The organism is Aureimonas sp. N4 (assembly GCF_001463925.1).
In the GTDB taxonomy this organism is placed as follows: Bacteria; Pseudomonadota; Alphaproteobacteria; order Rhizobiales; family Rhizobiaceae; genus Aureimonas; species Aureimonas ureilytica_A.
This window is the reverse complement of sequence record NZ_BBWS01000029.1, coordinates 123,660-146,092: the sequence shown is the minus strand read 5'-3', so window position 1 is coordinate 146,092 and position 22,433 is coordinate 123,660. Positions and strand designations below refer to the sequence as shown.

Sequence of the window (22,433 nt, the reverse complement as noted above, 5' to 3'; positions counted from 1 at the left end):
CCTGAAAATCAATTTATAATGGTTCTTTGAACGATTCTATAGATCGAATTGGCAGTTTTGAAATGTTCTGATGTAGTAGATTCAAGTCGTATTTGTTTGACTCCTCGTTTTTGCGGGAGATAGACAACGCAGTACGCGATGGCGTTGAGCGCCTTGGCCTCGATCGAGGCGTGCGCGATCTTTTTGTTGCTTTCATCTCGGAAAGGATCAGGGCAGATGGCCGTGACCAGTCGAACTCTCTTGATCGGTGTGGCCGCCTGCGCCCTGTTCGCCCCTCAAGCCGCGCAAGCTCAGACGGCGGTGCCGGCCACCGATGCGGTTCAGCTTCAGACCGTGACGGTCGAATCCGGTGAGGCCGGGGCGTTGGACGGGGTGGCTGGAACTCAGACCACCAGCACCACGACGCGCGCGGCGATCGACAATCAGCTGATCGACACGATTCAGGATCTCGGCCGCACGCAGGAAGCGGGCATTTCCTTCAATCGCGCCACCAATAGCATCAATATTCGCGGCCTCGAAGGGCCGCGCGTCCTCACCACGATCGACGGCATTCGCGTGCCCTATCTCAGCGACGTGACGCGCGGTGCGAACGGCGGGGCGGATAGTTTCGACTTCAACGTCCTCTCAGCGCTGGACGTGACGCGCGGGGCGGACCCGCTTCTGGGCTCGGGCGCGCTCGGCGGCGTTCTGGCGCTGCGAACGCTTGAGCCCGAAGACCTGCTTCTGGGCGGGCGTCGCATCGGCACCCTGTCGAAGTCCGGCTATGATTCGGCCGATCGAAGCGGGTTCACCAGCCATGCCCTGGCGATCCGCGCGGGCGACACGACCGCGCTGGTGCAGGGCACCTATCGCGGCGGCCACGAAACGGAGACGATGGGCGAGGCCGACAGTCTCGGCGCCTCCCGCACGAAGGCGAACCCGGCCGATGACGAGGCTTATAGCCTCCTGGCCAAGATCTATCAAAATGTGGAGGGCGGGCATCGTTTCGGGTTTACGGGCGAAATCTACCATCGCGACGCGACGATCGACGGGCGCACCAGCCAGAGCGCGACCGGCAATTACCGCGCGGGAAATTACTATACGGGCGAGGAGGTCGAGCGGCATAAGGCGGCGCTGACCTATGATTTCGACACGCCGGACGGCGAAGGCTGGATCGATACGGCTCGGGCGGTTCTGTATTATCAGGACGTCTCGCGCGACACGACCGTCGATGCCCTGCGCTCGACCTCGGTGATCGGGCCGTTCACGCGCGACAATTCGATCGAGGAATCAGCGGTCGGCTTCAACGGCTTCGCCTCCAAGACACTGGACACGGGCTCGGTCCGGCACCGCCTGACCTTCGGCACCGAGCTTCGCAGCGCCGACACGACGCAATATTCCGCCGGGCGGGACGCCTGCTCGCTGCGCCGCGCGCGCGATCGCTTCGCCTGCGGAATGCTCCACACCAACCAGGCCGACGCGCCCGATGTCACCAGCCGCCTCGTCGGCCTCTACGGCGAGGACGTGGTCTCGCTTCTCGCGGGCCGGCTGCGCGTGACGCCGGGCCTGCGCTTCGACTGGTATGACAACGAGCCCGAAAGCACGCCCGAATATCGCGCCAGCGCCGCCTATGACGGCAAGCTGCCGCCTGAGAACAGCGACCACGCTTTTTCGCCCAAGCTTGGGCTCGAATACGATCTGGTGCCCGCTCTCACCGCCTATGCGCAATATACGAGGGGTTTCCGCGCGCCGACGGTGGGCGAGCTGTATTCGCGCTATGGCGCGGTCGGCTCCTATTTGCGCCGGGGCAATGCCGATCTCGAGGCCGAAACGAGCGACGGGTTCGATGTCGGCCTGCGCGCCGGGGACGAGGCGCTGGGCGCGCGGATCAACCTCTTCACCACGCGCTACCAGAACTTCATCGACACGGTGCAACTGACCAGGCCGGGCGGGGAATATCCGCTGGGCGGCGTGTCGAGTTACACCAACGTTCCCGACGCCCGGATTTCGGGCGTCGAACTGGGCACTCATGCCCGCTTCCTCGACCATTGGACGGCGCGCGCCTCGCTCGCCTATGCCGAAGGGCGCAACCTGACGGACGATACCTATCTCGACTCCGTGCCACCGCTGACCGCGATCCTCGGCTTGGGCTACGCGCAAACGCATTGGGGCGGCGAGGTGACGACCAAGCTTGCCGCGCGGCGAGACAAGGTGGATGACGGCTTCAAGGCGCCCGGCTATGGCGTGGTGGATGTCACCGCCTGGGTCGAGCCGGAGCCGCTGCCGGGCCTGAAGATCGCGGCCGGTATCTTCAACCTCTTCGACAAGACCTATTATGACGCGGTGAACGTGCCTGAAACGCGTTCGCAGCCGAACCTCTTCTATTCCGAACCCGGCCGATCCTTCCGCGTCAACGCGACCTATCGGTTTTGAAGCCGGGGCCGCCGACCAGGGCGTGCAGGGCCGGCGGCTTCCCGAACTTTTGGCGGCGCGCGCGAGCGTGTGCTCTCCCGGTGCTTCGGTCCTCCAAAGCTCTGACCGTCCATCCGTTTCATCAGCCCGAAGCGGCCTGCATGCTCGGTCCGGCGGTTCTTGCGAAACCCTGGGCCGCTGATCTCTCTGTCTCAGGCCCGCCGCCACGACATGCGGGCCTCAAGGGCTGGATGTTCCGCTCCGCGATGCGCTCGTCATCGACCCTGAAACCTGCGTCGCTGACGAGCGCATGATGGTGGGCCCTCTGGGCACGTGAAGGATTCTCACTTCTCGATCTTTGAACTCTTGTGCTTTTTAATATACAAAAGTATCAAAGATCGCAGGGAGGATCTTCGATGACCATTCTTCAGGTGGGCCTTGCGGCCGAGCTTCAGGCCTATGCGGACAAGAACGGGCCGGTGACGGTGGGGCTCGCGGGCTCGGGCCAGATGGGCACGGACATGGTGGTGCAGCTCACCCTCATGCCCGGCGTGCGGCTGGGGGCTCTGTCCGAGCTGAACATCGCGGGCGCGGAGGCCGCGTTGCGCATGGCGGGCACCGAATTCGCCCACGCCGGCGGCGTCAACGACATCGACCGCGCCATCGAGGGCGGCAAGGTCGCGCTGACGCAGGATTACAAGGCGCTCTGCGCGTCGGGCCACATCGACGTGGTAATCGACGCGACGGGCAATCCCAATGTCGGCACGCTGATCGCGCTGGAAGCGTTCCGAAACGGCAAGCATGTGGTCATGCTGAATGTCGAGGCCGACATCACGATCGGCCGTTTCCTGCGCGAGGAAGCCGCCAAGGCCGGCGTCGTCTACACGGGCGCCGCGGGCGACGAGCCGGCGGCGACGATCGAGATCGTCGGCTTTGCCCAGTCGCTCGGCTTCGACATCGTGTGCGCCGGCAAGGGCAAGAACAACCCGCTGAAGTTCGATGCGACGCCCGATGCCTATGAGGAGGAAGCGGCGCGTCGCAACATGAACGCGCGCATGCTGGTGGAGTTCGTGGACGGCTCCAAGACCATGATCGAGATGGTGGCGGTGGCCAACGCGACCGGGCTCGTGCCCGATGTTCCGGGCATGCACGGCCCGGCCGCGACGCGCGACGAGCTCGCCTCGGTTCTCTGCACAAGGCAAGACGGCGGCGTTCTCTCAGGGACCGGCAAGGTCGATTATTCGATCGGCAAGGGCGTCGCACCCGGCGTCTTCTGTATCGTGAAGCCCAGGCACGAGCGCGTGCTGGAGCGCATGAGCGATCTGAAGATGGGCCCCGGCCCCAACTACACGATCTTCCGCCCCTACCATCTGACCTCGCTGGAAGTGCCGCTTTCGGCGGTGCGCGCGGTGGTGAAGAAGGCGCCCGACATGCAGCCCGCCGAGCGCCCGGTGGCCGAGTGCGTGACGCTCGCCAAGCGCGATCTGAACCCCGGCGACACGCTCGGCCAGATCGGCGAATACGACTATCGCGGCTTCGCCATGACCTGGGAAGGGGCGCGCAATGAGGGCGCTCTGCCGCTGGGTCTGGCCGAGCGCGCCCGCGTCATCAAGCCGATCAAGGCCGGCGAGAAGCTGACCTACGCCAATTGCCAGCCGGACGACAGTCTCGTCATCACCCAGATCCGCCAGCGCCTCGATCAGGCCGACAGCCGGTTCGCGACCAGCGCGGCGGCCTGAGGAGAGGGGAGGGAGGAACCCATGTCCGCATTGCCCCAGATGGCCCCGTCCGCCGAAGATGTGCCCGCCAATTCTGCCGCGCGCGAGGGCGACAACAAGCCCTTCGCCTTCCGCCACTTCCCACCCGAGGTGCTGAAGGACGCGCTGCGCCAGATGCATCTGATCCGCCGCTTCGAGGAAGGGGCGGAGGAAAGCTATATGCGCGGCCTCATCCACGGCACGATGCATCTGTCCATCGGGCAGGAAGCGTCCGCCGTCGGCACCTGCCTCGCGCTGACCGATACGGACCAGATCACCTCCACCCATCGCGGCCACGGCCATTGCATCGCCAAGGGTGCCGAGGTCGGGCGCATGTTCGCCGAGTTCTTCGGCAAGGAAACGGGCTATTGCCGGGGGCGCGGCGGCTCGATGCACATTGCCGACGTCACCAAGGGCAATCTGGGGGCCAACGGCATCGTGGGCGGTGGCTTGCCGATCGCGGTCGGTGCCGCGCTTTCCATGAAGATGCAGAAGCGGCGCGACGTCGTCGTCTCCTTCTTCGGCGACGGGGCCAACAACGAGGGCGCTTTCCACGAGGCGCTGAACATGGCCTCGATCTGGAAGCTGCCGGTCGTGTTCGTGTGCGAGAACAACAAGTACGGCATGTCGGTCTCGACCGAACGCTCCACGGCGGTGAAGAACATCGCCGATCGCGCCGTGGCCTATGCCATGCCGGGCGTGACGGTGGACGGCAACTCGCTGTCGGACGTCGCCGAAGCCTCGCACAAGGCCATCGAGCGCGCGCGGGCCGGCGAGGGGCCGACGCTCATCGAGTGCAAGACCTACCGCCATCGCGGCCATTCCAAGAGCGATCGCAACCGCTATCGCACCAAGGAAGAGATCGACGACTGGATCTCCAAGGACCCGATCGGCCGGTTCGAGGCCGAGATGCTGGACTATGGCGTCGTGGATGCGGCCGAGATCGAGGCGATCCGGGCAGGCGTCGAACGCGAGATCGCGGACGGCATCGAATTTGCCAAGAACTCGCCGTCGCCCGATGCAAAGGACGCGACGGCCTTCGTCTACACGGCATAACGGCCCCGAGCCGAAGGATTCTTATGATGAGCGAGACCATCGACGCGGCTGTCGGCCGCGAGCTTTCCTATGCCCAGGCGATCCAGGAAGCCATCGCCATCGCCATGGAGGAAGACCCGCGCGTCTTCATCATGGGCGAGGATATCGGCGTCTATGGCGGGGCGTTCCAGGTGACGGGCGATCTCGTCCACCGCTTCGGCGCGGACCGGGTCATCGACACGCCGATCGCGGAACTCGGCGGCGCGGGCGTGGCCGTCGGCGCGGCGCTGACCGGCATGAAGCCGATCTACGAGTTCCAGTTCTCCGACTTCGCGACGCTCGCCATGGAGCAGATCGTCAACCAGGCGGCCAAGCTCCGCTTCATGCTGGGCGGCAATGTGTCCGTTCCGCTCGTGATGCGCTTTCCCGCTGGGTCGGGCACGGGCGCGGCGGCGCAGCATTCCCAGAGCTTGGAGGCTTGGCTCGGCCATGTGCCGGGGCTGAAGGTCCTCCAGCCCGCGACCCCGCACGACGCCAAGGGCATGTTGCTCGCCGCGATCGACGATCCCGATCCAGTGATGATCTTCGAGCACAAGATCCTCTACAAGATGAAGGGCGAGGTGCCCGAAGGGCGCTACACCGTGCCGATCGGCAAGGCGCTGGTGCGCCGCGCGGGGCGGGACGTCACCATCGTCGCCTCTGCGATCATGGTGCATAAGGCCTTGAGCGCCGCCGAGGAACTGGCCAAAGACGGCATCGACGTCGAGGTCGTGGACCTGCGCACCATCCGCCCGATGGATCGCGAGACCATCATCGCGAGCGTCATGAAGACCGGCCGTCTCGTCTGCGTCTATGAGGGCGTGAAGACCTTGGGTGTCGGGGCCGAAATCTCGGCGATGATCGCGGAATCGGAAGCTTTCGACTATCTCGACGCGCCGATCATCCGGCTGGGCGGCGCGGAATCGCCCATCCCCTATAATCCCGAACTCGAAAAGGCCGTTGTGCCGCAGGTGCCCGACATTGTTCAGGCCGTGCGCGCGCTGGCCCGGCGGGAGCGCTGACGCCATGCCGACCGAAGTGATCCTCCCCAAGGTCGACATGGACATGGCGACCGGCCAGATCTCGCGCTGGTTCTACAAGGACGGCGATACGATCAAGAAGGGCGAACCGCTGTTCGAGATCGAGACCGACAAGGCCGCCATGGAGGTGGACGCGCCGGCCTCCGGCACGCTGCGCAACGTCACGGGCGCGGAGGGCGTCGACATCGCCGTCGGCTCGCCGGTCGCCTGGATCTATGCCGAGGGCGAGGCGGTGAATGCGCCCGCGCCGACGGCCGACGCGGGCACGCCGAACGTGGTCGGACCCGACCCGGATGGGAAAGCGGACTCCAAGCCGGCCGAAAGGCAAAACGTGCCAGCCCGAATGAACGGCGGGGGCAAGCCTTGCTGCGGCAAGGAGACGGGCGAGCGCCGCGGCGTTCGTGCAACGCCTCTCGCCCGGCGCATCGCGCGCCACTATGGCATCGACCTCTCCAGCATCACCGGCCATGGCCCGATGGGGCGCATCGGCCGCGAGGATGTGGAAGCGGCGGCCCAGCAGGCAGCGGCCAGGGCCCGGCCGGCGGAGGCTCCGGTTCGCACCGAGCCACCCGCGCCGGCACCCGGTCTTGCCCGCCAGCCAGCGCCCCAGCCGGCACCGGCCAAACCGCGTCTCGTTGTCAATGGCGAGACGCCGCTCCACGTCGTGACGCTGCGCGAAGGGGAGGGCACACCTCTCGTCCTCCTTCACGGTTTCGGCTCGGAAAGCGCCAGCTGGCGTCCGCTTCTGGCGGAGTTCACCGGCCCCAATCCGGTGCTTGGGCTTGATCTGGCCGGTCATGGCGGTTCGGTCGGACGCGAGGCGGATGGGTTCGACGCGCTGGTGTCCGGCGTGGAGGAGACGCTTCAAGCGCTGGGCCTCGCCTCCTGTCATCTCGTCGGCCATTCGCTCGGCGGCGCGGTGGCGGCCGCTGTCGCGGCCGGGCTGGCGATCGACGTGCGCTCGCTCCTGTTGCTCGCGCCCGCCGGCTTCGGGCCTGATATCGACACGGCGTTTGCGGAAGGGTTCGCCCGCGCGCGGGAAGAAGCGCCGATCCGCTCCTGGCTGCGCCATCTCGTCAGCGATCCCGCCGCGATTTCGGACGGGTTCGTGCGCGCCACCGCGCGCGGCCGCGCCGATGGCGTCCAGTCGGAGGCGCAGACGCGGCTGGTCAGCCGGCTCTTCTCCAACGGCACGCAGCATTTCGACGTGCGTGGTCTCCTGGCCGATCTCGCCATGCCGGTGAAGATCGTCGCGGGCACGGAGGATCGGGTCGTGCCTGTCCGGCATTTCGCCGGTCTGCCAGGGCGCGTCGCCTTGCACGTGTTCCCCCGCACCGGCCACATGCCGCAATTCGAACAGCGAGCCGAGGTGGCGCGTCTCCTGCGCGAACTGACGCGCTGATGACCCGCCACCTGACCCGGCGAAGCGGACACGCTGGCAGCCGGGGAATGCGATAGACTTCGAAGCCTCGACGCCGTACCGACGAACCGGAGTTCGCCGGCACGGCTTCTGCGTTTGGGGAGAGGCCCATGGCCGAGTTCGATCTCATCATCTTCGATTGCGACGGCGTGCTCGTCGATAGCGAAATCCTGGCGCGACGGGCCATGCAGTCGGTCTTCCGACAGGCCGGGATCGATGTCACGGCCGAGATGGTCAACAGCTTCGTGGGCATGAAATTCCACGACATTCTGGATGGTATCGAGGCGCGCACCGGCCAGCGCATTTCGCAGGATTACCATCCCCGCTTCTGGCAGGAGACGAAGGCGCACTTCACGGAGCACCTGCGGCCCGTGCCGGGCGTGGTGGAATTTCTGGACGCCTCCTCGCTCCCGCGATGTGTCGCGTCCTCGTCCGATCACGAGCGCATCCGGCACAGCCTTTTCGTGACAGGGCTCGCTTCGTATTTCGCGGCGGATGCGATCTTCTCCTCGCATGACGTGTCGCGCGGCAAGCCCGAGCCCGATCTCGTGCTTCACGCGGCCGCCCGGATGGGTGTCGATCCCGCGCGCTGCCTCGTGATCGAAGACTCCCGCTTCGGCATCATGGGCGCGAAGGCGGCGGGCATGGCGGCCTATGGATTTCTCGGCGGCGCGCACCTCCTCGCCAATTCCGGCGAGGCGCTGCACGAAGCCGGGGCCGATTTTGTTGCCCGGACTTATGAGGAGATCGCGGCCGAGATGGCGCGCTGACGAAGCTCAGCGCCATTTCAAAGAGCTATTGGCGCGTCAACGGCTTCCAAACGGTCCTCGGCGTCACGCTTCGAGGTGCATGTTTGACAGATTGCGACCCTTCAGAGACACTGTTTCTATCGCGATTTGCGCTTGAAAGCGGACGGCAAAGGTCAGCGGTAGGCCGTAATTGCAGACCAGTTTGTTACCTTCTGATCGTAGCCGCTCCCGACCCAGCTCTCGATCTCGACGCGCGTCCAAGGCCCGTTATCCTGCCAGCACGTGAAGAGTTCACTGGGTGACAAGTAGTTGTAGTAACGACCGAGACTGTCCTCGTCCTCCTGCGCGCCCGTCTTGAAGCTGGCCCAAACCACGCCTCCGTCCACAAGGGCGGCGCGGATCTTGGCAAGTATCGACGGCAACTCGTTGCGGCGCGCGTGAGTCAGCGACGCACAGGCGTATATCCCGTCGTAGGCTTCGACTGCATCCAACTCGTTGAACTTCATCGTCCTGACAGGCTGCCCAAGACGAGCCGAGGCGATCTTAGCCAGTTCCGCCGATCCATCAGACGCGTCGACGTCGAACCCAGCGCCGAGCATGGCCTTGGCATCCAATCCAGCACCCGTACCCAGTTCGAGAACCCGTCCTCCCGATCTACAGCGTTGCAGGAAGCTCAGGAGGTGCGGATTGGTGACGCTATCGGCCGCGTAGGTGCCCGCATGCTCGTCATAGAATCCAAGAACCGGATCATCCATACGCTATTCGCTCCTTGACTGGCTGCTTCTCTCCGATTGTCGCCGAAAGCGGACAGGCAGGAAACTACTTCAAACAGCCATCTTACACCGCTCAGATCTCCGTCACGCATTTCTTGGCGCGAGGGATGGAGGTCGGGCTCATGGAGAGTTCGCTCACGCCGTTCTCCACGAAGAAGGGGATGAGGTCGGGGCGGGCCGCTGCCTCGCCGCAGACGCCGATCCAGATGCCGGCTTCGCGCGCGGCTTGGGCCGCGTGGCGGATGGCGGCGAGAACGGCCGGATGCTCCGTGCGGTTCAGCTTGGCGACACGCGGATTGAGGCGGTCGGCCGCCATGACATATTGCGTCAGGTCGTTCGTGCCGACCGAGAAGAAGTCCACCTCGCGCGCGATCTCGGCAGCGAGGAACACGGCCGCCGGGGTCTCGATCATCACGCCCAGTTCGAACGCGCCATGCGCGATGCCTGCTGCATCCAGTTCGGTGCGGCATTCGTCCAAGAGCGCGCGCACGGCATGGACTTCGCCGACATCGGCGATCATCGGCAGCAGGATCTTGACGTTGCCGACCGGCGAGGCGCGCAGGAGCGCGCGAAGTTGCGGCTTGAAGACATCGGGCCGCTCCAGGCACATGCGCACGCCGCGCCAGCCGAGAAACGGATTGTCCTCATGCTCGAAATCGATGCCGGCCACCGGTTTGTCGCCGCCGATATCCAGCGTGCGGATCACGACCGGATAGGGCGCGAAGGCTTCCGCGAGCTTGGTGTAGGTCTCAGCCTGCTCGTCCTCGCCCGGCAGGGTCCGCCGTTCCATGAAGAGGAACTCGGTGCGGAACAGGCCGACGCCCATGGCGCCCGCCTTGAGCGCCCCCTCGATCTCGGCGAGCGAGCCGAGATTGGCGGCGATCTCGATGCGCCTGTTATCCCGCGTCTTGGGCTCCACGGTGCGATAGGCGTCGAGCTTGCGGCGCTCCTCCGCCTCGCGCGAGATGGCGCTTTGGAAGCGCATTGTCGCCTCGCCGTCCGGATCGATGGCGACCTCGCCGCTGGAACCATCGAGACCGATCGTGCGCGCCGCCTTCAGCACCGCTTCCTCCGTGGGAAAGCCGAGCACGGCCGGGATACCATGGGCGCGCGCCATGATGGCGACATGGCTCGTCGCCGCGCCCTTGCGGCAGAGAATGCCGCCGATGTTCGAGAGCGTCGCCTTGGCGAGGTCCAGCGCGGCGATCTCGTCCGCCACGATGATCGAGCCCTTCGGCATCTCGGCGAGCGTCGTATCCTTGCGCCCGAGAAGCGTCAGCGCGAGGCTGCGGGTGACGCTGCGAATATCCTCGGCGCGGGCGCGCAGATAAGGATCGCTCAGCGCTTCGAAGTTTGCTGCGATCTCGCGGCCGGCCTCGACCACGGCGCTGGGCGCGTCGCGCCCGTCGCGGATCGCGGCCTCGACGGCTGCGATGAACTCGCCATCCTCTGCGACTTCCACCAGCGCGTCGATGATGGCGGCATCGTCGCGCTTCAGGCCCGGCCGGCTCTTGGCTTCGCGGAAGGACTGGACGGTTTCGGCAAGCGCCGCGCTGTAGCGCGCGCGCTCGGCCTCCCGCTCATGGCCGGGCACGGTGCGCGGCTGGATATCGAGTGCGGCGGGGAAGAAGGCGAAGGCCGGGCCGATCGCCGTGCCCTCGCTGGCGCCGATGCCGCGCGATGCGCTGGTGGCGAGCGGCTGCGCCGGCGTGGCTTGCGTCTCGGCCGGCTTGGCGGGCAGCGCAACGTCGCCCGCATCCGGCGTCTGAAGAAAGGTGGAGAGGGCCGAAAGGGCGTCGGCGGCGTCGTCGCCATCGGCTCGCAGCGTCGCCTCGTCGTTCTCCTTGACGCCCAGCAGCATCAGCTTCACCGCGCTCTTGGCGCTGGCGCCCCGCCCGTTGCAGCGGATTTCGATCTCGCTGGCGAAGCTCTTGGCGAGCTTGACGAATTGCGTGGCCGGGCGGGCATGAAGCCCTTCGTGCACGCGCACGACGACGGATCGCTCGATCATGGCACTCATAGTTCCACAGAGGACAAGGAAATCGAAACCGGCGAAGGACCGGCGGGGGCTCCGGCCGCTGGCTAGGGGCGACGAGCGGAGCCGATGCCGCGCATCGGTCGCGATGCTCAGTGGCGAGCGGCTCCGAAGGGGCTGCCCTCGAGGGCTCGGCGGTCAGCCGCCGATCGTGATCTCGGCGCCGGGCTGGAGCGCGCCGGCGAGCGTCGCGGCATCGACTTCGCTGGCGGTGATTTCGCCGGGGCGCTCGGGCGTTTCCGCACCGTTGAAGTTGATGACGACATGGCCGATGTCGCGCACCTTGGCCCAGGCAAGCGGGCCGATGCCGGTGAGCTTGGCCTCGACGGAGCCGACCCGGATCGTCGCGCCCGGCGCGGGGGGCTCGTCGCTCGGGCCTTCCACCACACGGTGCGTCACGGAGACTTCGGCCAGCTCGGGCGGCGCGCCGTCGGCAAAGAGAATGAGTACGCCACCTTCCAGAAGGTCGGCCACATCGGGGCCGATGGCGGTGACGGCGGTGCGGAATTGTAGGCTCATGACACTCTCCGGGAAAGGGCAGCGGTGATGAGTGCCGCGCCCGGCAGGGGCGGGCCGGCGCGCCGGCCCGCTTCGATATCAAAGGAACACGTCGCGATCAGAGGAAGAAGCTCGCGACCCAGGCGATGAGCACCGAGACGGGACCCATGATCTGGCGGCTGAGCAACACGGCCGGCACGCCGATCTCGATCGTCTTGGGCTTGGCTTCGCCGAGCGCGAGGCCCACCGGCACGAAGTCGCAGCCGACCTGCGTGTTGTAGGCAAAGAGCGCCGGCAGGGCCATGGCGGGGGCGATCGTGCCATTGGCGATCTGCGGGCCGATGATGGCGACGCCGATCACCTGCGCGATGACGGCGCCGGGGCCGAGAATCGGCGAGAGGAACGGCAGGCCGCAAATGGCCGACAGGACGATGAGGCCGACAATATTGTTGGCGAGCGGGCCCATCGGCGCGGCCAGGAGATCGCCGATGCCGGTGTAGAGGATGATGCCGATCAGCATGGTCACGAAGGCCATGAAGGGCAGCACGTTGCGAATCACCATGTCGATGGTGCGCCGTCCGGCATTGAAGAAGATGCCGACGGCCCGGCCCATGACGCGGCCGACCGAGGTGATCGCGCCGATCAGGCCGCCCTTGTTGGTGGCCGGCATGGAATTTCCGAGCGCGGCGGTGGCTTCCGCCGCCGAGGAGAAGCTGCGCGGCGCGGCGGTGGGCTGGCCCATGCCGGCGGGCGAGGCCGAAGCCTGGCCGCTGGGTGCGTCCGTGCCATCCGCCGGGGCCATATCCTCGGGCGTCACGCCCGAAACGTAGATGTCCTCGGTGATGAATTGGGCGAGCGGGCCGCTCTGGCCGACCGGCATGATGTTGACCGTCGGGATTCGTTTGCGGGCATAGACGCCGCAGCGCGCCGTGCCGCCGCAATCGATTACCACGGCCGCGATCTCGCTTTCGAGCGGCGGGGTGCGGAACCCGTCCACGACGGTCGCGCCGGTGAGTTCGGCGAGGCGCTGGGCGACGGCGGGAATGCCGCCGCCGGTGACGGCGACGATCTTGTCGCGCTCAGGGCTAGGCTGGATCACCAGCGGGCCGCCCCAGCCGCCCTTGCCGGCGGACACGCGAATGGCTCGGAATGTCTTGGTCATGGGTCTGTCCTTCCGGTCCCGAGCCTTAGAGCGTCACGCCTTCGCGCTGCGCGAGAAACCGCGTGACGCGCTCGGTGACGATGCCCTTGAGAAGGATCACGACGATGCCGACCATGAAGTAGAAGATGGCGAGATTGATGTGGTAGCCGGCCGGGATGACGCCCCGGTTTTCCAGCTCCAGAAGCGCGACCAGAACGCCGCCCCAGACGAAATACTCGCCGGCATTGGCATGGGGGAAGAGGCCCAGGATCGGATGGCAGAAGGACACGGCCGAATCGTAGAAGGCCGGCTTGTGCTTCTCTTCCAGGAAGGTGCCGAACGTATAGGCCATAGGGTTGGTCAGGAAGAACATGGCGAGCACCGGCAGAACGGTGTAGCGCGTCAGAGCGTAGCGACCGGCCTTCTGAGCCAGACCATGCACCCGCTCTTCGCCGATCATGCCGGTCAGCGCGTAGAAAGCCGTCATCAGGACGACGAGGGTCGGGATGATGCCGGTGACGAAGCCGAGGAAGACCTCGCCGCCCTTCTGGAACATGCCGATGAAATGGCGGCCGATCGTGGCGAGCCAGCCGAGTTGCTCTTCCTGATTGCCAGGGGAGAGCTGCTGAACGCGCTTGGCATATTCGGAAGCCGAAATCGAGCCGCCGCTCCCGGCGGGGGCGGTCGCCTGCGCGGTTCCTGCGGCGCCCGGATCGGCGGCCTGGGCCAGGAGCTGAGCGCCGTGATGGGCGCTGTCGGCCAGCGCGCCGTGATGGCCGGCGAGATCCGTGGCGGGCGCGACGATCGCGGGGTCGCTCAAGGCATGGGCATAGGCGGCGCCATGGCTGGCGAGATCCGCCACGCCTTGCGCCATCATCATGGTCAGCATCATAAGGCCCCTCCCGGCCATTTTGAGGAAAACCCCCTTCGGGGTTTCTCGTCAGTCTGGAAATCCTTTGTCAGGTGCGCCGCGCCACTCCCGCGCGGCGGCCTTGCTCATCGCTCGTCGCTCAAGCGAGGGACGGCGAGAATGTTGCGAGATTGGTGGCCTCGGATGGCGTCGTGCCACGCCGAACGGTCTCGATCTGATCGAGAGCCGTCAGAAGCGCCCGCTCCAGCGGATGTTTGGGCTGGGCCTCGGCGCCGGCGCGGGCCTGCGTGAGCGAGAGACCTTCGAAACGCGCCACAGGCTGGAAACGAGCGAAGATGGTACGCCCTTGGAGCGCGACGACGCGCCGGAGCGTGCCGTCCGGCGCCGCGACGGCCATGACGATCGCGCCGCGCCTGAAACCGCCGCCGCTCTTGCCAGCGCCCATCCAGCCATCGGAATATTCTGAGGACAAATGCCGGAACGCATCGCGATAGCGACGGATCTGGACGAACGTGCCCCAGCATTGCAGCATCCACGCCAGCGCCAGAAGCGCCAGGATCACCTGCCAACTCCACATGGAAACCTCCCGACGATGCTCTCCCGTGCATCGTTGCCTAACAATGAACATTTGACTTCTTCTGTGTCAAGATGTTCTGGCAGGTCGTGTCAGCTAGTGGGCGCATCGAGAAGGCGCAGGGCGCTGGTCTCGTCCGTGATGAGAACGGTCGGCCGGACAAGGGCGAGGGAGGCGCGCAGAATGTCGATCTTATCCGGCCCGCCGGACGCCATGATGCGCTTGGGCGTTCGGTTGATGGCCTCGACCTCGGCCGACATGATGCGGGCGTTGATCGGATGATCCACCAGCTTCCCGTCCGCATCGAGAAAATGGAACAGGAGATCGCCGACCGCACCGGCCCGTTTCAAGGACAGCCGGTCGGCCTCCGCGATATAGCCGGTGCGATAGGTGGTGGCGTTGGCTGTGATGCCGCCGACGCTGAGCACCACCATGTCGAGATGGCCGGCCATGTCGAGAACCGAGCTGAGGCCGCAGCGCTCGATCAGCGCCGTCTTGGTCTCGACGCTGTCGACGATGGCGGGCGCGGTCAGAAGAAAGGCGTCGCCGTTGAAGATCTGCGCGAAGCGCCAGGCAAATTCGGCCGGGTTGAAGCGATGGGCCTGGCTGATGCCGCCGAGCAGCGAGACGACACGCATATCCTCCAGCGCCCGCGCTTCGATGAAGGGGAGCGATTCGAACAGGGTTCGGCCCCAGCCAAGGCCGACCGTCATACCATTGGCGACCGTTTCCGAGAGATAATGGCCAATGGCCGCGCTGATGACGGGCGCGGGGTCTTCGCCCGAGCCCGGCGCGGGCACGACGATGGCCGTGTCCAACCCGAAGCGTTTTTCCAGCGCGCGCTCGGTCTGCGTGAGTTCGGCGAGCGGCCCGGCGACGGAAATGCGCACCTCCGAGCGGTTGCGCGCTTCGGCCAGAAGCCGGACAACGCTGACGCGGCCGACGCCGAGCGCCGTCGCGATATCGTTCTGCGTCATCTGCTCGACGTAATACATCCAGGCCGCCCGAACCCGCATCCGGTCGGCCCGCGATCCAACGAGAGATCCCTGATCGGACATGTCTGTGGTTCCTTGCGTTCTCATCGGGCGCTTGGGGTCGAAGGCGCGTTACGCCCCCGCGCGGACGGGGGCTTGTTCCGGCTTTGTGATGGCGCTGGTCCGGAGAAAATTCCTCATCTTCCGATCGCCCCTGTGCTAATGTTCACTCGCAAATGGGAGAGCGTCCATGTTGCCATATCCTGATAGTCTGGCTCTGCCTTTCAAGGAAGGGATCCGCGATCTTCGGTCTTCGATCCGCCGGGAGGCGAAGGCCGGCGCGGTGTCGAGCCGGTTCTTCGGAACGCCCGAGCCGACGCGCCAACTGGCGCGGCTGGCCGATGGCGTCTTCACGCGGGCCGAGCGCTTCGCCGGCATGGTGCTGGCGCGCGACGGCGCCGATCTCGGCGCGCGGCTGGACCGGCTGGGCGCGGGTCTGGCGCAGGGGCAGGTGGCCGAGCGGACACGGGACGTCTATGCCGTCTGTCAGGCCATTCTCGATCTCGACGGGCCGAGCGGGGCCTTCGTATCCGAACTCAAACTCGCGAGCCGCAATCTCGACCGCCTGCTCACAGCCCCGTCCGATGCGGCTCTTTCCGCCGTGCGCATCGCCACGCGCATGGCCTCGCTCGACATCGTGCGCCCCTGCCTGTCCGTGGTGCTCACCCAGGAGGAGCGTGACGAGAGCACCCATCTCAACGCTCGCATAGCGCTGATCGCCTGGCTCGCCGTCCTGGTGCGCCTCGACAATCCGCGCGAGGATGCGCGGGTGATCCTCGCCAGCGCGCGCTGGGCGATGGAGGCGGAAGACGCAGAGTGGCTGGCGCTCCTCAAGGCGCGCAAGCTGGACGAACTGGCCGCGCTCTGGCGCCAGACCGTACCCTATCTTCCCTGATAGGCCCGAGACAGAATCAAAGAATGAGGGGAGCGACCCGGTGAGCGACAGCGCGCTGAAGCTGAGCTTCGACTTTCCCGCGGAGGGCGATGGCCGCTCGCAGTTGCGCCGCTCGATCCGGCGTCTGGCGGCCTTCTCGCGGCTGACCCATGTCGGGCTCGACCAGTTCAACGCCCGTTACGGCACCGATCTTCAGATATCTTCGCGCAAGCTCACGCGCGCCTTTCTGGAATGGGTGCGCAAGTTCGACGCCGAGCGTGAGCTGGCCTCGCGTGACCGGCGCGATTTCAGCCATTTCGCGGCCGGGCTTTTGATGAGCAGCCTGATCCGCAACCGCCCGGTCGAGCCGGTTCCCTCAACCCGTGCGCCTGCGCGCTCGAACCAGCCCGTCAGCCCGGAGCAGGCCCTGATCGCCTTCTGGCCGGAAGGCGTCTTCTATTTCGAATTCTGCATCACCGTGCTCGACAAGGTTCTGGCTGAACAGTCGCTGGAGGGCATCCATCTCTCGCCGCAGGCGGTGGAACTGCGAAGCTGGCAGTCCTTCCGCGAGAATGTGCAGGACGATCCGAACCTCGCCATTCCCTTTCTCGACCAGTTCCTGGGTGGCGATCCGGTCTGGGACTTCCCGACGGCGGCGCGCTTTCGCACCGCCCTCCAGCCGCATTTTCTCAAAGCCGATCGGCGTCTGGCCGGGGGCTGAGCCCGCCGGCCAGACGCCGTCTCAGACCGCCGTGCCGTGCGTCCGGTCGTAGCGATTGACGGCGGACGGCGCCCATCCCTCTGGCAGGCGGTTCGGCTTGTAGACCTCCACCATCAGCGGATAGCAGGCCGCCGCGTCCGAGGAATGAACCGTCGAACAGTCGCCGCCCGGACAAGCCGACAGGCAACCAAGAAGATCGATCTCGGCGAAGAATTCCAGATAATCCCCCGGCCGCACCGGGCTCGCCTTCATGAAATACTGCCCGGTATCGCGCGTGAAGCCGGTGCACATGAAGACGTTGAGCACGTCATGCACATGGCGCTCGGCCTCATGAAGCGGCAGGCCCGTTTCCTGTGCCAGCGCGCGGGTGAGGTTGGAATGGCAGCAATGGTGGTAGGTGCCGCCATCGCTGAGGAGCGAATGCGTATAGGGATCGCAGCGTGTTCCGATCACGTCATGGACCGCGCCGCCGAAGGCATCGAACCCGTACCAGTCGAGCGTATCATGCGTGATCGTCGCCATGGGGCGGAGCGTGGGAAAGCTGGAGAAGAGCTGATCGCCAAGGCCGACATGCGTGCCGACCAGCGCACGCGTCTTGCCGCTATAGAAGCGCTCCGTCAGATCGTTCGAATGGAAAAGATTGAGATCGCCGACCTGCGGCCCGTCCACGGAGAGAATGCGGAAGAAATGCCCGGCCGGCGCATGGAAGCAGGCCGCGTCGCGCGCCGGCACCGTGACCCGCTCCACCAAACTCCAATCCTCGCGGACACCACGGTAGGCCGCGAGATCGGGCCTTGGCAGGGTCTCCACGGGATAGCAAACGACGGGCGCAACGGCCTTGCGAGCGTCGGCATCCACGGGAGCAGTCGTCAGGGGCTGGGGCTTCACATGCACACTCCGGTTGGAACCAAGCTCGTGCCTTCGATAGCGCGAAGGCGCGAGCCTTGTCATCGTCGGGGGAGGGCGGCTTGTGGAGCGTGGCGACACGATCCTGTGTCGATGCCGTTAAGTGCTGTCTCCAGTCGCCTCCAGCTTCCCTTTGGAAGCGGGGATGGCCGGTTCGCCACCTTGTGCCAGTGAGACTCGAGGTCAGGAAAGGCATGGCGGCGAGTGTCGCGGGTAGGCTACGTGGCTCAACCCGCCCAGCGTGGGGGAAGAGAATGGCTTGCCGAGAGCGCATCGGCCGGTCAGTCTCCGCGCCTGTGAGGCACGGCCGGGGGAGAGGCATGAAGAAGCTCATCAACGATCCGAAGGCGCTGGTCGCCGAGATGCTGGAAGGGGCGGTGCGGCAGGCACCGGGGCAGGTGCTTCTGGCTGACGAAAGCGTCGTTCTGCGCCGGGACGCGACACCCCCGAATATCAGACGCGTCGCCGTCCTGTCGGGCGGCGGCAGCGGCCATGAGCCCGCTCACGCCGGCTATGTCGGGGAGGGGATGCTGACGGCGGCGGTCGCGGGCGATGTCTTCACCTCGCCCTCCTCGGACGCGGTTCTGGTGGGCTTGCGCGCGGTCACGGGCGAGGCGGGGGCGCTGCTCATCGTCAAGAACTATACCGGAGACCGGCTCAATTTCGGCTTGGCGGCGGAAATCCTGAGGGGCGAGGGCAAGCCGGTCGAGATCGTCGTGGTGGCCGATGATGTGGCGCTGCGCGACACCGTGCCCAAAGCGCGCCGGCGCGGCATTGCCGGCACGGTGCTGGTTCACAAGATCGCAGGCGCGGCGGCCGAGCGGGGCGATGGTCTGCGCGAGGTCGCAAGGCTCGCCAATGCGGCCGCCGCCGATCTCGGCTCCATGGGCCTCGCGCTGGAACCCTGTATCGTGCCGGCCGCCGGCAAGGCGGGCTTTGCCTTGGGCGAAAGCGAAATCGAACTCGGCCTCGGCATCCACGGCGAGCCGGGCGTGCGCCGGGCGCCGATGCAGCCGGCCGCCGCGCTGGTCGAGATTCTTCTGTCGGCCATCGCGGACGATCTGGCGCTGAAGCGGGGCGAGCGCTGTGTGCTTCTCGTCAACGGCCTCGGCGGCACGCCCCCGATGGAGCTCGACGTGGTGGCGCGCGAAGCGCTGGCGCAGGCCGAAGCGCGTGGGCTCGTCGTCGAGCGCGCCTGGACGGGGACGCTTCTATCGGCGCTCGACATGCGGGGCTGTTCGCTGTCTCTCCTGCGCGTGGACGATGCGCGACTGGCCCTGCTGGACGCGCCCACCGGCGCGCCGGCTTGGCCGGGTGGCGGACATCTCAATCGCGACATGCGTCTGGCAGCAGCCGAAACTCCGGCCAGGGAAGAGCAGAATGCACCCGTTCCAGCTGAGATGGAGGCGATGCGGCGCGTCAGCCTTGCGGTCATGTCGGCCATGGGGGCGGCGGAAGCGGAACTGACCGATCTCGACGCACGCGCCGGGGATGGCGATCTCGGCGCCAGTCTCGCGCGCGGCGCGGAGGCGGTTCGTGCGCTACCCAGCGGCGCATGGGCCGATCCTCCTACCGCGCTGCGATCCATGGCCGATGCGGTTCGACGCGCGATCGGCGGCAGTTCGGGGCCGTTCTACGCCACGGGCCTGATGCGGGCCGCCCGTGAACTCGCAACCGGCACGTCGGACGCGCGATCAGTCGCCGCGGCCATGAAGGCGGCCTGCGATGCGATCGCGGAACTCGGAGGTGCACAGGAGGGCGACCGGACCATGCTGGACGCGTTGTGCCCCGCCGCACGAGCGGTCAGCGACTCCGTGGCGGTGGGCGAGGCGCTGCCGATGGCCTTTGCCAGAGCCGAGGAAGCCGCCCGCAATGGAGCGGCAGCGAGCGCTCAGATGCCACCGCGCCTTGGCCGCGCAAGCTATCTCGGCGAGCGCGCCCTCGGCATTCCCGATGCCGGAGCCGTAGCGGTGTCCATTTGGCTACGCGCGATCGCGGAGGCCTTACGAAGCTAAGGCGATTCGTTTCATGCAAAGGAAAAGGGATGGCGCTTCGGCGTCCTCCCGAGAGAGTGTCGCAACTCCGACGAAGAGCCGAGGAGTATAGTGACGCGCTCCAGTACCAAAAGACGGCACCGCAAAATGCAGCTTGTCGTTCGATCAGAGTAAAAGTCTTTTTGGGGAGGGAGTATCTGGTGCTGCGAGAGAGGATTGAACTCTGACCAGAACCATGTAAATCAATGACTTAGGAATATATCTGTAACGTTGTGACGGAATCGATTTTGTAACGAGGGTGAAGGGCAGCTCGAAGCCTTACAGCCCTTCATGAGCCGAGTCCGCAGCAGATCTGTTCCGTTGGCGAAAAAGGTCGTTGCAGGGGAACTTCCTGATTCGTCCCCTGTCACCAGAATGCTGCCCCGGGTCAGGGCGATGATTCGAGACCGTTCAAATACTCGCGCTTGCGAGCTTGCGCTTCGCGAATAGCCGCAGCGCGCTCCGAAGGCGACGTGCTTGCATTCGTACCCTCGGTGAGGTCGACCCGGTGGCTGTCGGGTTCTCCGCCTTTGATATGGGTATCAGCGTAGCCCGCTGGAACGATCTTTGAAGAGTTCGGCGCGATCCGCTTCCCAACGTTGCTGATCACGCCAGCTATGGCGACCGCGTAGCCAAGATAGATCACTTGTGATGCAATCGCACCTCGATGAATATTGTAAATCTTCGGCCCGCTTAGGTTTTCAAGCCCAAATCTCTCTAATTTGGAATTATCAACGCCACCCCCTGTTCCAAACAGGAGAAAAAGCCAACCAGCCGATGCGATGAGGGCTCCTAGGAAAGTCAGTGGATGTGTGTCTTGCATGTAGGCTCCAAAATCGCGTTGGATTAACGCGCTCTCGTTGTGCCACACGCTGTTTATAACCACTACGCTTCTTGCGTGTGGTTCGCCTGATTTTCTCTCTGTAGCCTATGACTGTGCGGAGGATCCGGGCCTGGGCAATCCCATCGAGACCAATGGTAGAGATCCCAAGTCCCTCGGCCATGAAGTGGGTAGCGCCGATTCTGGCGAAGGTGGATCGATGACTCACACCCGAGCAACGTTCTTATTTTCCAACCATTTAGTTTCATATCGCCGGCAGTCCTCGAAGACGCAGCAGCTGTAGGATCCAGGACGGCAGAAGCTTCTTCGGGAATACGAGCGGCTTTTCGGGCTACTTCTGGCTCTCCGGGCTTCTGATCGCTCTGCTGGAACTTCGAAACGACAAGCGTCCGACCGCGCACCCGGCCGGAAAGGCCTTTTTCTTCCGCATTTTCGATGAGGTATTCGAGTGAGCCGGCCGTGGGCGCGATGACGATCTTGACTTGGTACTCACGGAAGCCGCTTGACACGGTACCGCCGACCTTTTGCAGAGCCAACTTTAGATCGTCTAACTCGTCCAAGCTGACTGCGATCAGCGAGTGAAGGTGGAGCGCATCGCCGGCCGTAGATTTTATACCCGTTCCGAAGATGCCGGCCGGCCTGTAGCCGAGCGCGCTACCAACGTGCTCTCGGACGCGACGACGGAGCCAATCACATGGCTGAGGCTGAGCGAGTGCCTTGGCTTCGATCTTCGCTGAGAGGCGCACCGTCACCGCGACGATTACGCGACCAGTCTCGCGACGGTGCTTCCGCAGCTCGTCCCACCAGCGAAGTACGTCTCTCCCTTTGATGACCTGTCCGTCGTTCGACGCGTCCTGCTTGATCGTTCGCTTTGACAGGTTCTTGTAAAGCGTCACTCCTGGGATGAGAGGATCAGCCTTGATGAGAGACACTAAATAAGGATCGAACGAAGCGAGCGCCCGGCGTATGGCGTCGGGAAGCGCGAAACCCTGCTGCAGAAAGGCGTTGAGGCGCCAGCTGAACTCCGAGAACGCGGCTTTGCGGTCCTGAGAATTTACAAAAGGCAGCTCTTGAGGTGCGCCAGAAACTGGGCGCGAAGAGGCATTGGGGAGTTGATGCGGATTCGCCGGCACGGTATAATTTCAACGCTAAAACGGACTTCATGATGGCGCGCTGGGCTGCAACCCGACGCGCCATTTTCTTATGCGAGTGCCTGCTCAAGTGGCGGATCGCCCAGGCACTCATCGAACACGTTGCTCATCTGCCGATCGATGTCGAACATGATGGCCCGGCTCAGGACAACGGTTCCGAGCGTTTCCGCCCCATCCCGCACTGAGAGCCGGAACGCAGGCCCAACTCTCTGGATGATAAGCGAGTAGTCATCGCCCATCGAGAAACGCGCAAGCTTCGCTGTGCGGCTCTTCACGAAGTTCTCGAGGAAGGCATGCAGGTCAACAGCCCTGTCGAATGTCTGCATTGGACAGCAGACCCCAGCGATCTCGAAGGTGATGAGCTCACCGAGCCGGTCAATTCGAAACTCAGAGAAGCGATCTGGAATGAGATTCCGCCTCATCAACAGTGACGTTAAGCGCTCTATGAGCTCCGACATTGTGATGTTGAGTCTCTCAGCCAGATTCCTGAGCTGATCGGCTCTGATCTCGTGTATCCTAATTTGTTCCAGCATGTTATTTCCTTGCATAT

Annotated in this window: 20 protein-coding genes; 9 read left to right on the top strand and 11 right to left on the bottom strand. The window is 65.2% G+C overall.

The genetic code is table 11. The annotated features are described in order from the left end of the window. The first annotated feature begins 216 nt into the window (after window positions 1-216). The 6 genes from AUL28_RS09215 to AUL28_RS09190 all read left to right on the top strand — a co-directional run bounded on the left by AUL28_RS09215 (window position 217) and on the right by AUL28_RS09190 (window position 8,452). Entirely contained in the window at window positions 217-2,412 is a 2,196-nt protein-coding gene (locus tag AUL28_RS09215) for a TonB-dependent hemoglobin/transferrin/lactoferrin family receptor (protein ID WP_062231847.1), read from the top strand. 395 nt (window positions 2,413-2,807) lie between these two features. After that, window positions 2,808-4,130 (top strand): NAD(P)H-dependent oxidoreductase, encoded by a 1,323-nt coding sequence (locus tag AUL28_RS09210; protein ID WP_062231845.1) that lies wholly within the window; start codon window positions 2,808-2,810, stop codon window positions 4,128-4,130. Between the two features lie 39 nt (window positions 4,131-4,169). After that, window positions 4,170-5,204, top strand: a complete 1,035-nt coding sequence (locus AUL28_RS09205; RefSeq protein ID WP_062231843.1) for a thiamine pyrophosphate-dependent dehydrogenase E1 component subunit alpha — start codon at window positions 4,170-4,172, stop codon at window positions 5,202-5,204. Window positions 5,205-5,242: 38 nt separating this feature from the next. Further along, window positions 5,243-6,244 (top strand): alpha-ketoacid dehydrogenase subunit beta, encoded by a 1,002-nt coding sequence (locus tag AUL28_RS09200; protein WP_156419943.1) that lies wholly within the window; start codon window positions 5,243-5,245, stop codon window positions 6,242-6,244. A 4-nt stretch (window positions 6,245-6,248) separates the two neighbouring features. After that, window positions 6,249-7,664 (top strand): acetoin dehydrogenase dihydrolipoyllysine-residue acetyltransferase subunit, encoded by a 1,416-nt coding sequence (locus AUL28_RS09195; RefSeq protein ID WP_062231841.1) that lies wholly within the window; start codon window positions 6,249-6,251, stop codon window positions 7,662-7,664. Window positions 7,665-7,792: 128 nt separating this feature from the next. After that, the gene (locus AUL28_RS09190; protein ID WP_062231839.1) at window positions 7,793-8,452 is read left to right on the top strand and encodes an HAD family hydrolase; all 660 of its coding nucleotides are present in this window, start codon (window positions 7,793-7,795) and stop codon (window positions 8,450-8,452) included. Between the two features lie 152 nt (window positions 8,453-8,604). Here AUL28_RS09190 and AUL28_RS09185 read toward each other — a convergent pair whose 3' ends face one another. The 7 genes from AUL28_RS09185 to AUL28_RS09155 all read right to left on the bottom strand — a co-directional run bounded on the left by AUL28_RS09185 (window position 8,605) and on the right by AUL28_RS09155 (window position 15,381). After that, on the bottom strand, window positions 8,605-9,186 hold the full coding sequence (locus tag AUL28_RS09185) for a class I SAM-dependent DNA methyltransferase (protein WP_062231837.1): 582 nt from the start codon (window positions 9,184-9,186) through the stop codon (window positions 8,605-8,607). Window positions 9,187-9,277: 91 nt separating this feature from the next. Further along, the gene (ptsP, locus tag AUL28_RS09180; protein ID WP_306302757.1) at window positions 9,278-11,215 is read right to left on the bottom strand and encodes a phosphoenolpyruvate--protein phosphotransferase; all 1,938 of its coding nucleotides are present in this window, start codon (window positions 11,213-11,215) and stop codon (window positions 9,278-9,280) included. A gap of 162 nt (window positions 11,216-11,377) precedes the next feature. Further along, window positions 11,378-11,758 (bottom strand): PTS glucitol/sorbitol transporter subunit IIA, encoded by a 381-nt coding sequence (locus AUL28_RS09175; RefSeq protein WP_058635677.1) that lies wholly within the window; start codon window positions 11,756-11,758, stop codon window positions 11,378-11,380. 97 nt (window positions 11,759-11,855) lie between these two features. Then, complete coding sequence (srlE, locus tag AUL28_RS09170) at window positions 11,856-12,899, bottom strand: PTS glucitol/sorbitol transporter subunit IIB (protein ID WP_062231835.1); 1,044 nt, start codon at window positions 12,897-12,899, stop codon at window positions 11,856-11,858. A gap of 25 nt (window positions 12,900-12,924) precedes the next feature. Further along, window positions 12,925-13,698 carry a PTS glucitol/sorbitol transporter subunit IIC gene (gene srlA / locus AUL28_RS09165; protein ID WP_062219723.1) on the bottom strand — a complete coding sequence of 258 codons (774 nt, stop codon included), beginning with the start codon at window positions 13,696-13,698 and terminating at the stop codon, window positions 12,925-12,927. 190 nt (window positions 13,699-13,888) lie between these two features. Further along, window positions 13,889-14,326, bottom strand: a complete 438-nt coding sequence (locus AUL28_RS09160) for a transcriptional regulator GutM (protein WP_058635675.1) — start codon at window positions 14,324-14,326, stop codon at window positions 13,889-13,891. 89 nt (window positions 14,327-14,415) lie between these two features. Continuing rightward, entirely contained in the window at window positions 14,416-15,381 is a 966-nt protein-coding gene (locus AUL28_RS09155) for a sugar-binding transcriptional regulator (RefSeq protein ID WP_244493464.1), read from the bottom strand. Between the two features lie 166 nt (window positions 15,382-15,547). Between AUL28_RS09155 and AUL28_RS09150 the strand changes: the two genes are divergently transcribed. Next, window positions 15,548-16,252: a hypothetical protein gene (locus tag AUL28_RS09150; RefSeq protein WP_062231831.1), complete on the top strand. Its 705-nt coding sequence runs from the start codon at window positions 15,548-15,550 to the stop codon at window positions 16,250-16,252. Window positions 16,253-16,292: 40 nt separating this feature from the next. Continuing rightward, complete coding sequence (locus tag AUL28_RS09145) at window positions 16,293-16,952, top strand: hypothetical protein (RefSeq protein ID WP_058635672.1); 660 nt, start codon at window positions 16,293-16,295, stop codon at window positions 16,950-16,952. A 21-nt stretch (window positions 16,953-16,973) separates the two neighbouring features. Here the strand turns inward: AUL28_RS09145 and AUL28_RS09140 are convergent, their stop codons facing one another. Then, window positions 16,974-17,840: an urea carboxylase-associated family protein gene (locus AUL28_RS09140; protein WP_062231869.1), complete on the bottom strand. Its 867-nt coding sequence runs from the start codon at window positions 17,838-17,840 to the stop codon at window positions 16,974-16,976. Between the two features lie 338 nt (window positions 17,841-18,178). On the opposite strand from AUL28_RS09140, the gene AUL28_RS09135 reads away from it, so the two are divergent. Beyond that, window positions 18,179-19,873, top strand: a complete 1,695-nt coding sequence (locus AUL28_RS09135) for a dihydroxyacetone kinase family protein (protein ID WP_062231829.1) — start codon at window positions 18,179-18,181, stop codon at window positions 19,871-19,873. Window positions 19,874-20,279: 406 nt separating this feature from the next. Here the strand turns inward: AUL28_RS09135 and AUL28_RS22610 are convergent, their stop codons facing one another. The 3 genes from AUL28_RS22610 to AUL28_RS09130 form a co-directional block, all read right to left on the bottom strand. After that, window positions 20,280-20,714, bottom strand: coding sequence for a hypothetical protein (locus AUL28_RS22610; protein WP_156419941.1), 435 nt, complete (start codon window positions 20,712-20,714; stop codon window positions 20,280-20,282). A gap of 62 nt (window positions 20,715-20,776) precedes the next feature. Then, entirely contained in the window at window positions 20,777-21,865 is a 1,089-nt protein-coding gene (locus AUL28_RS22605; RefSeq protein WP_156419940.1) for a hypothetical protein, read from the bottom strand. A gap of 68 nt (window positions 21,866-21,933) precedes the next feature. Continuing rightward, a complete protein-coding gene (locus AUL28_RS09130) occupies window positions 21,934-22,416 on the bottom strand; it encodes a hypothetical protein (RefSeq protein ID WP_062231827.1) in 483 nt (160 codons plus the stop codon). Window positions 22,417-22,433: the final 17 nt, after the last annotated feature.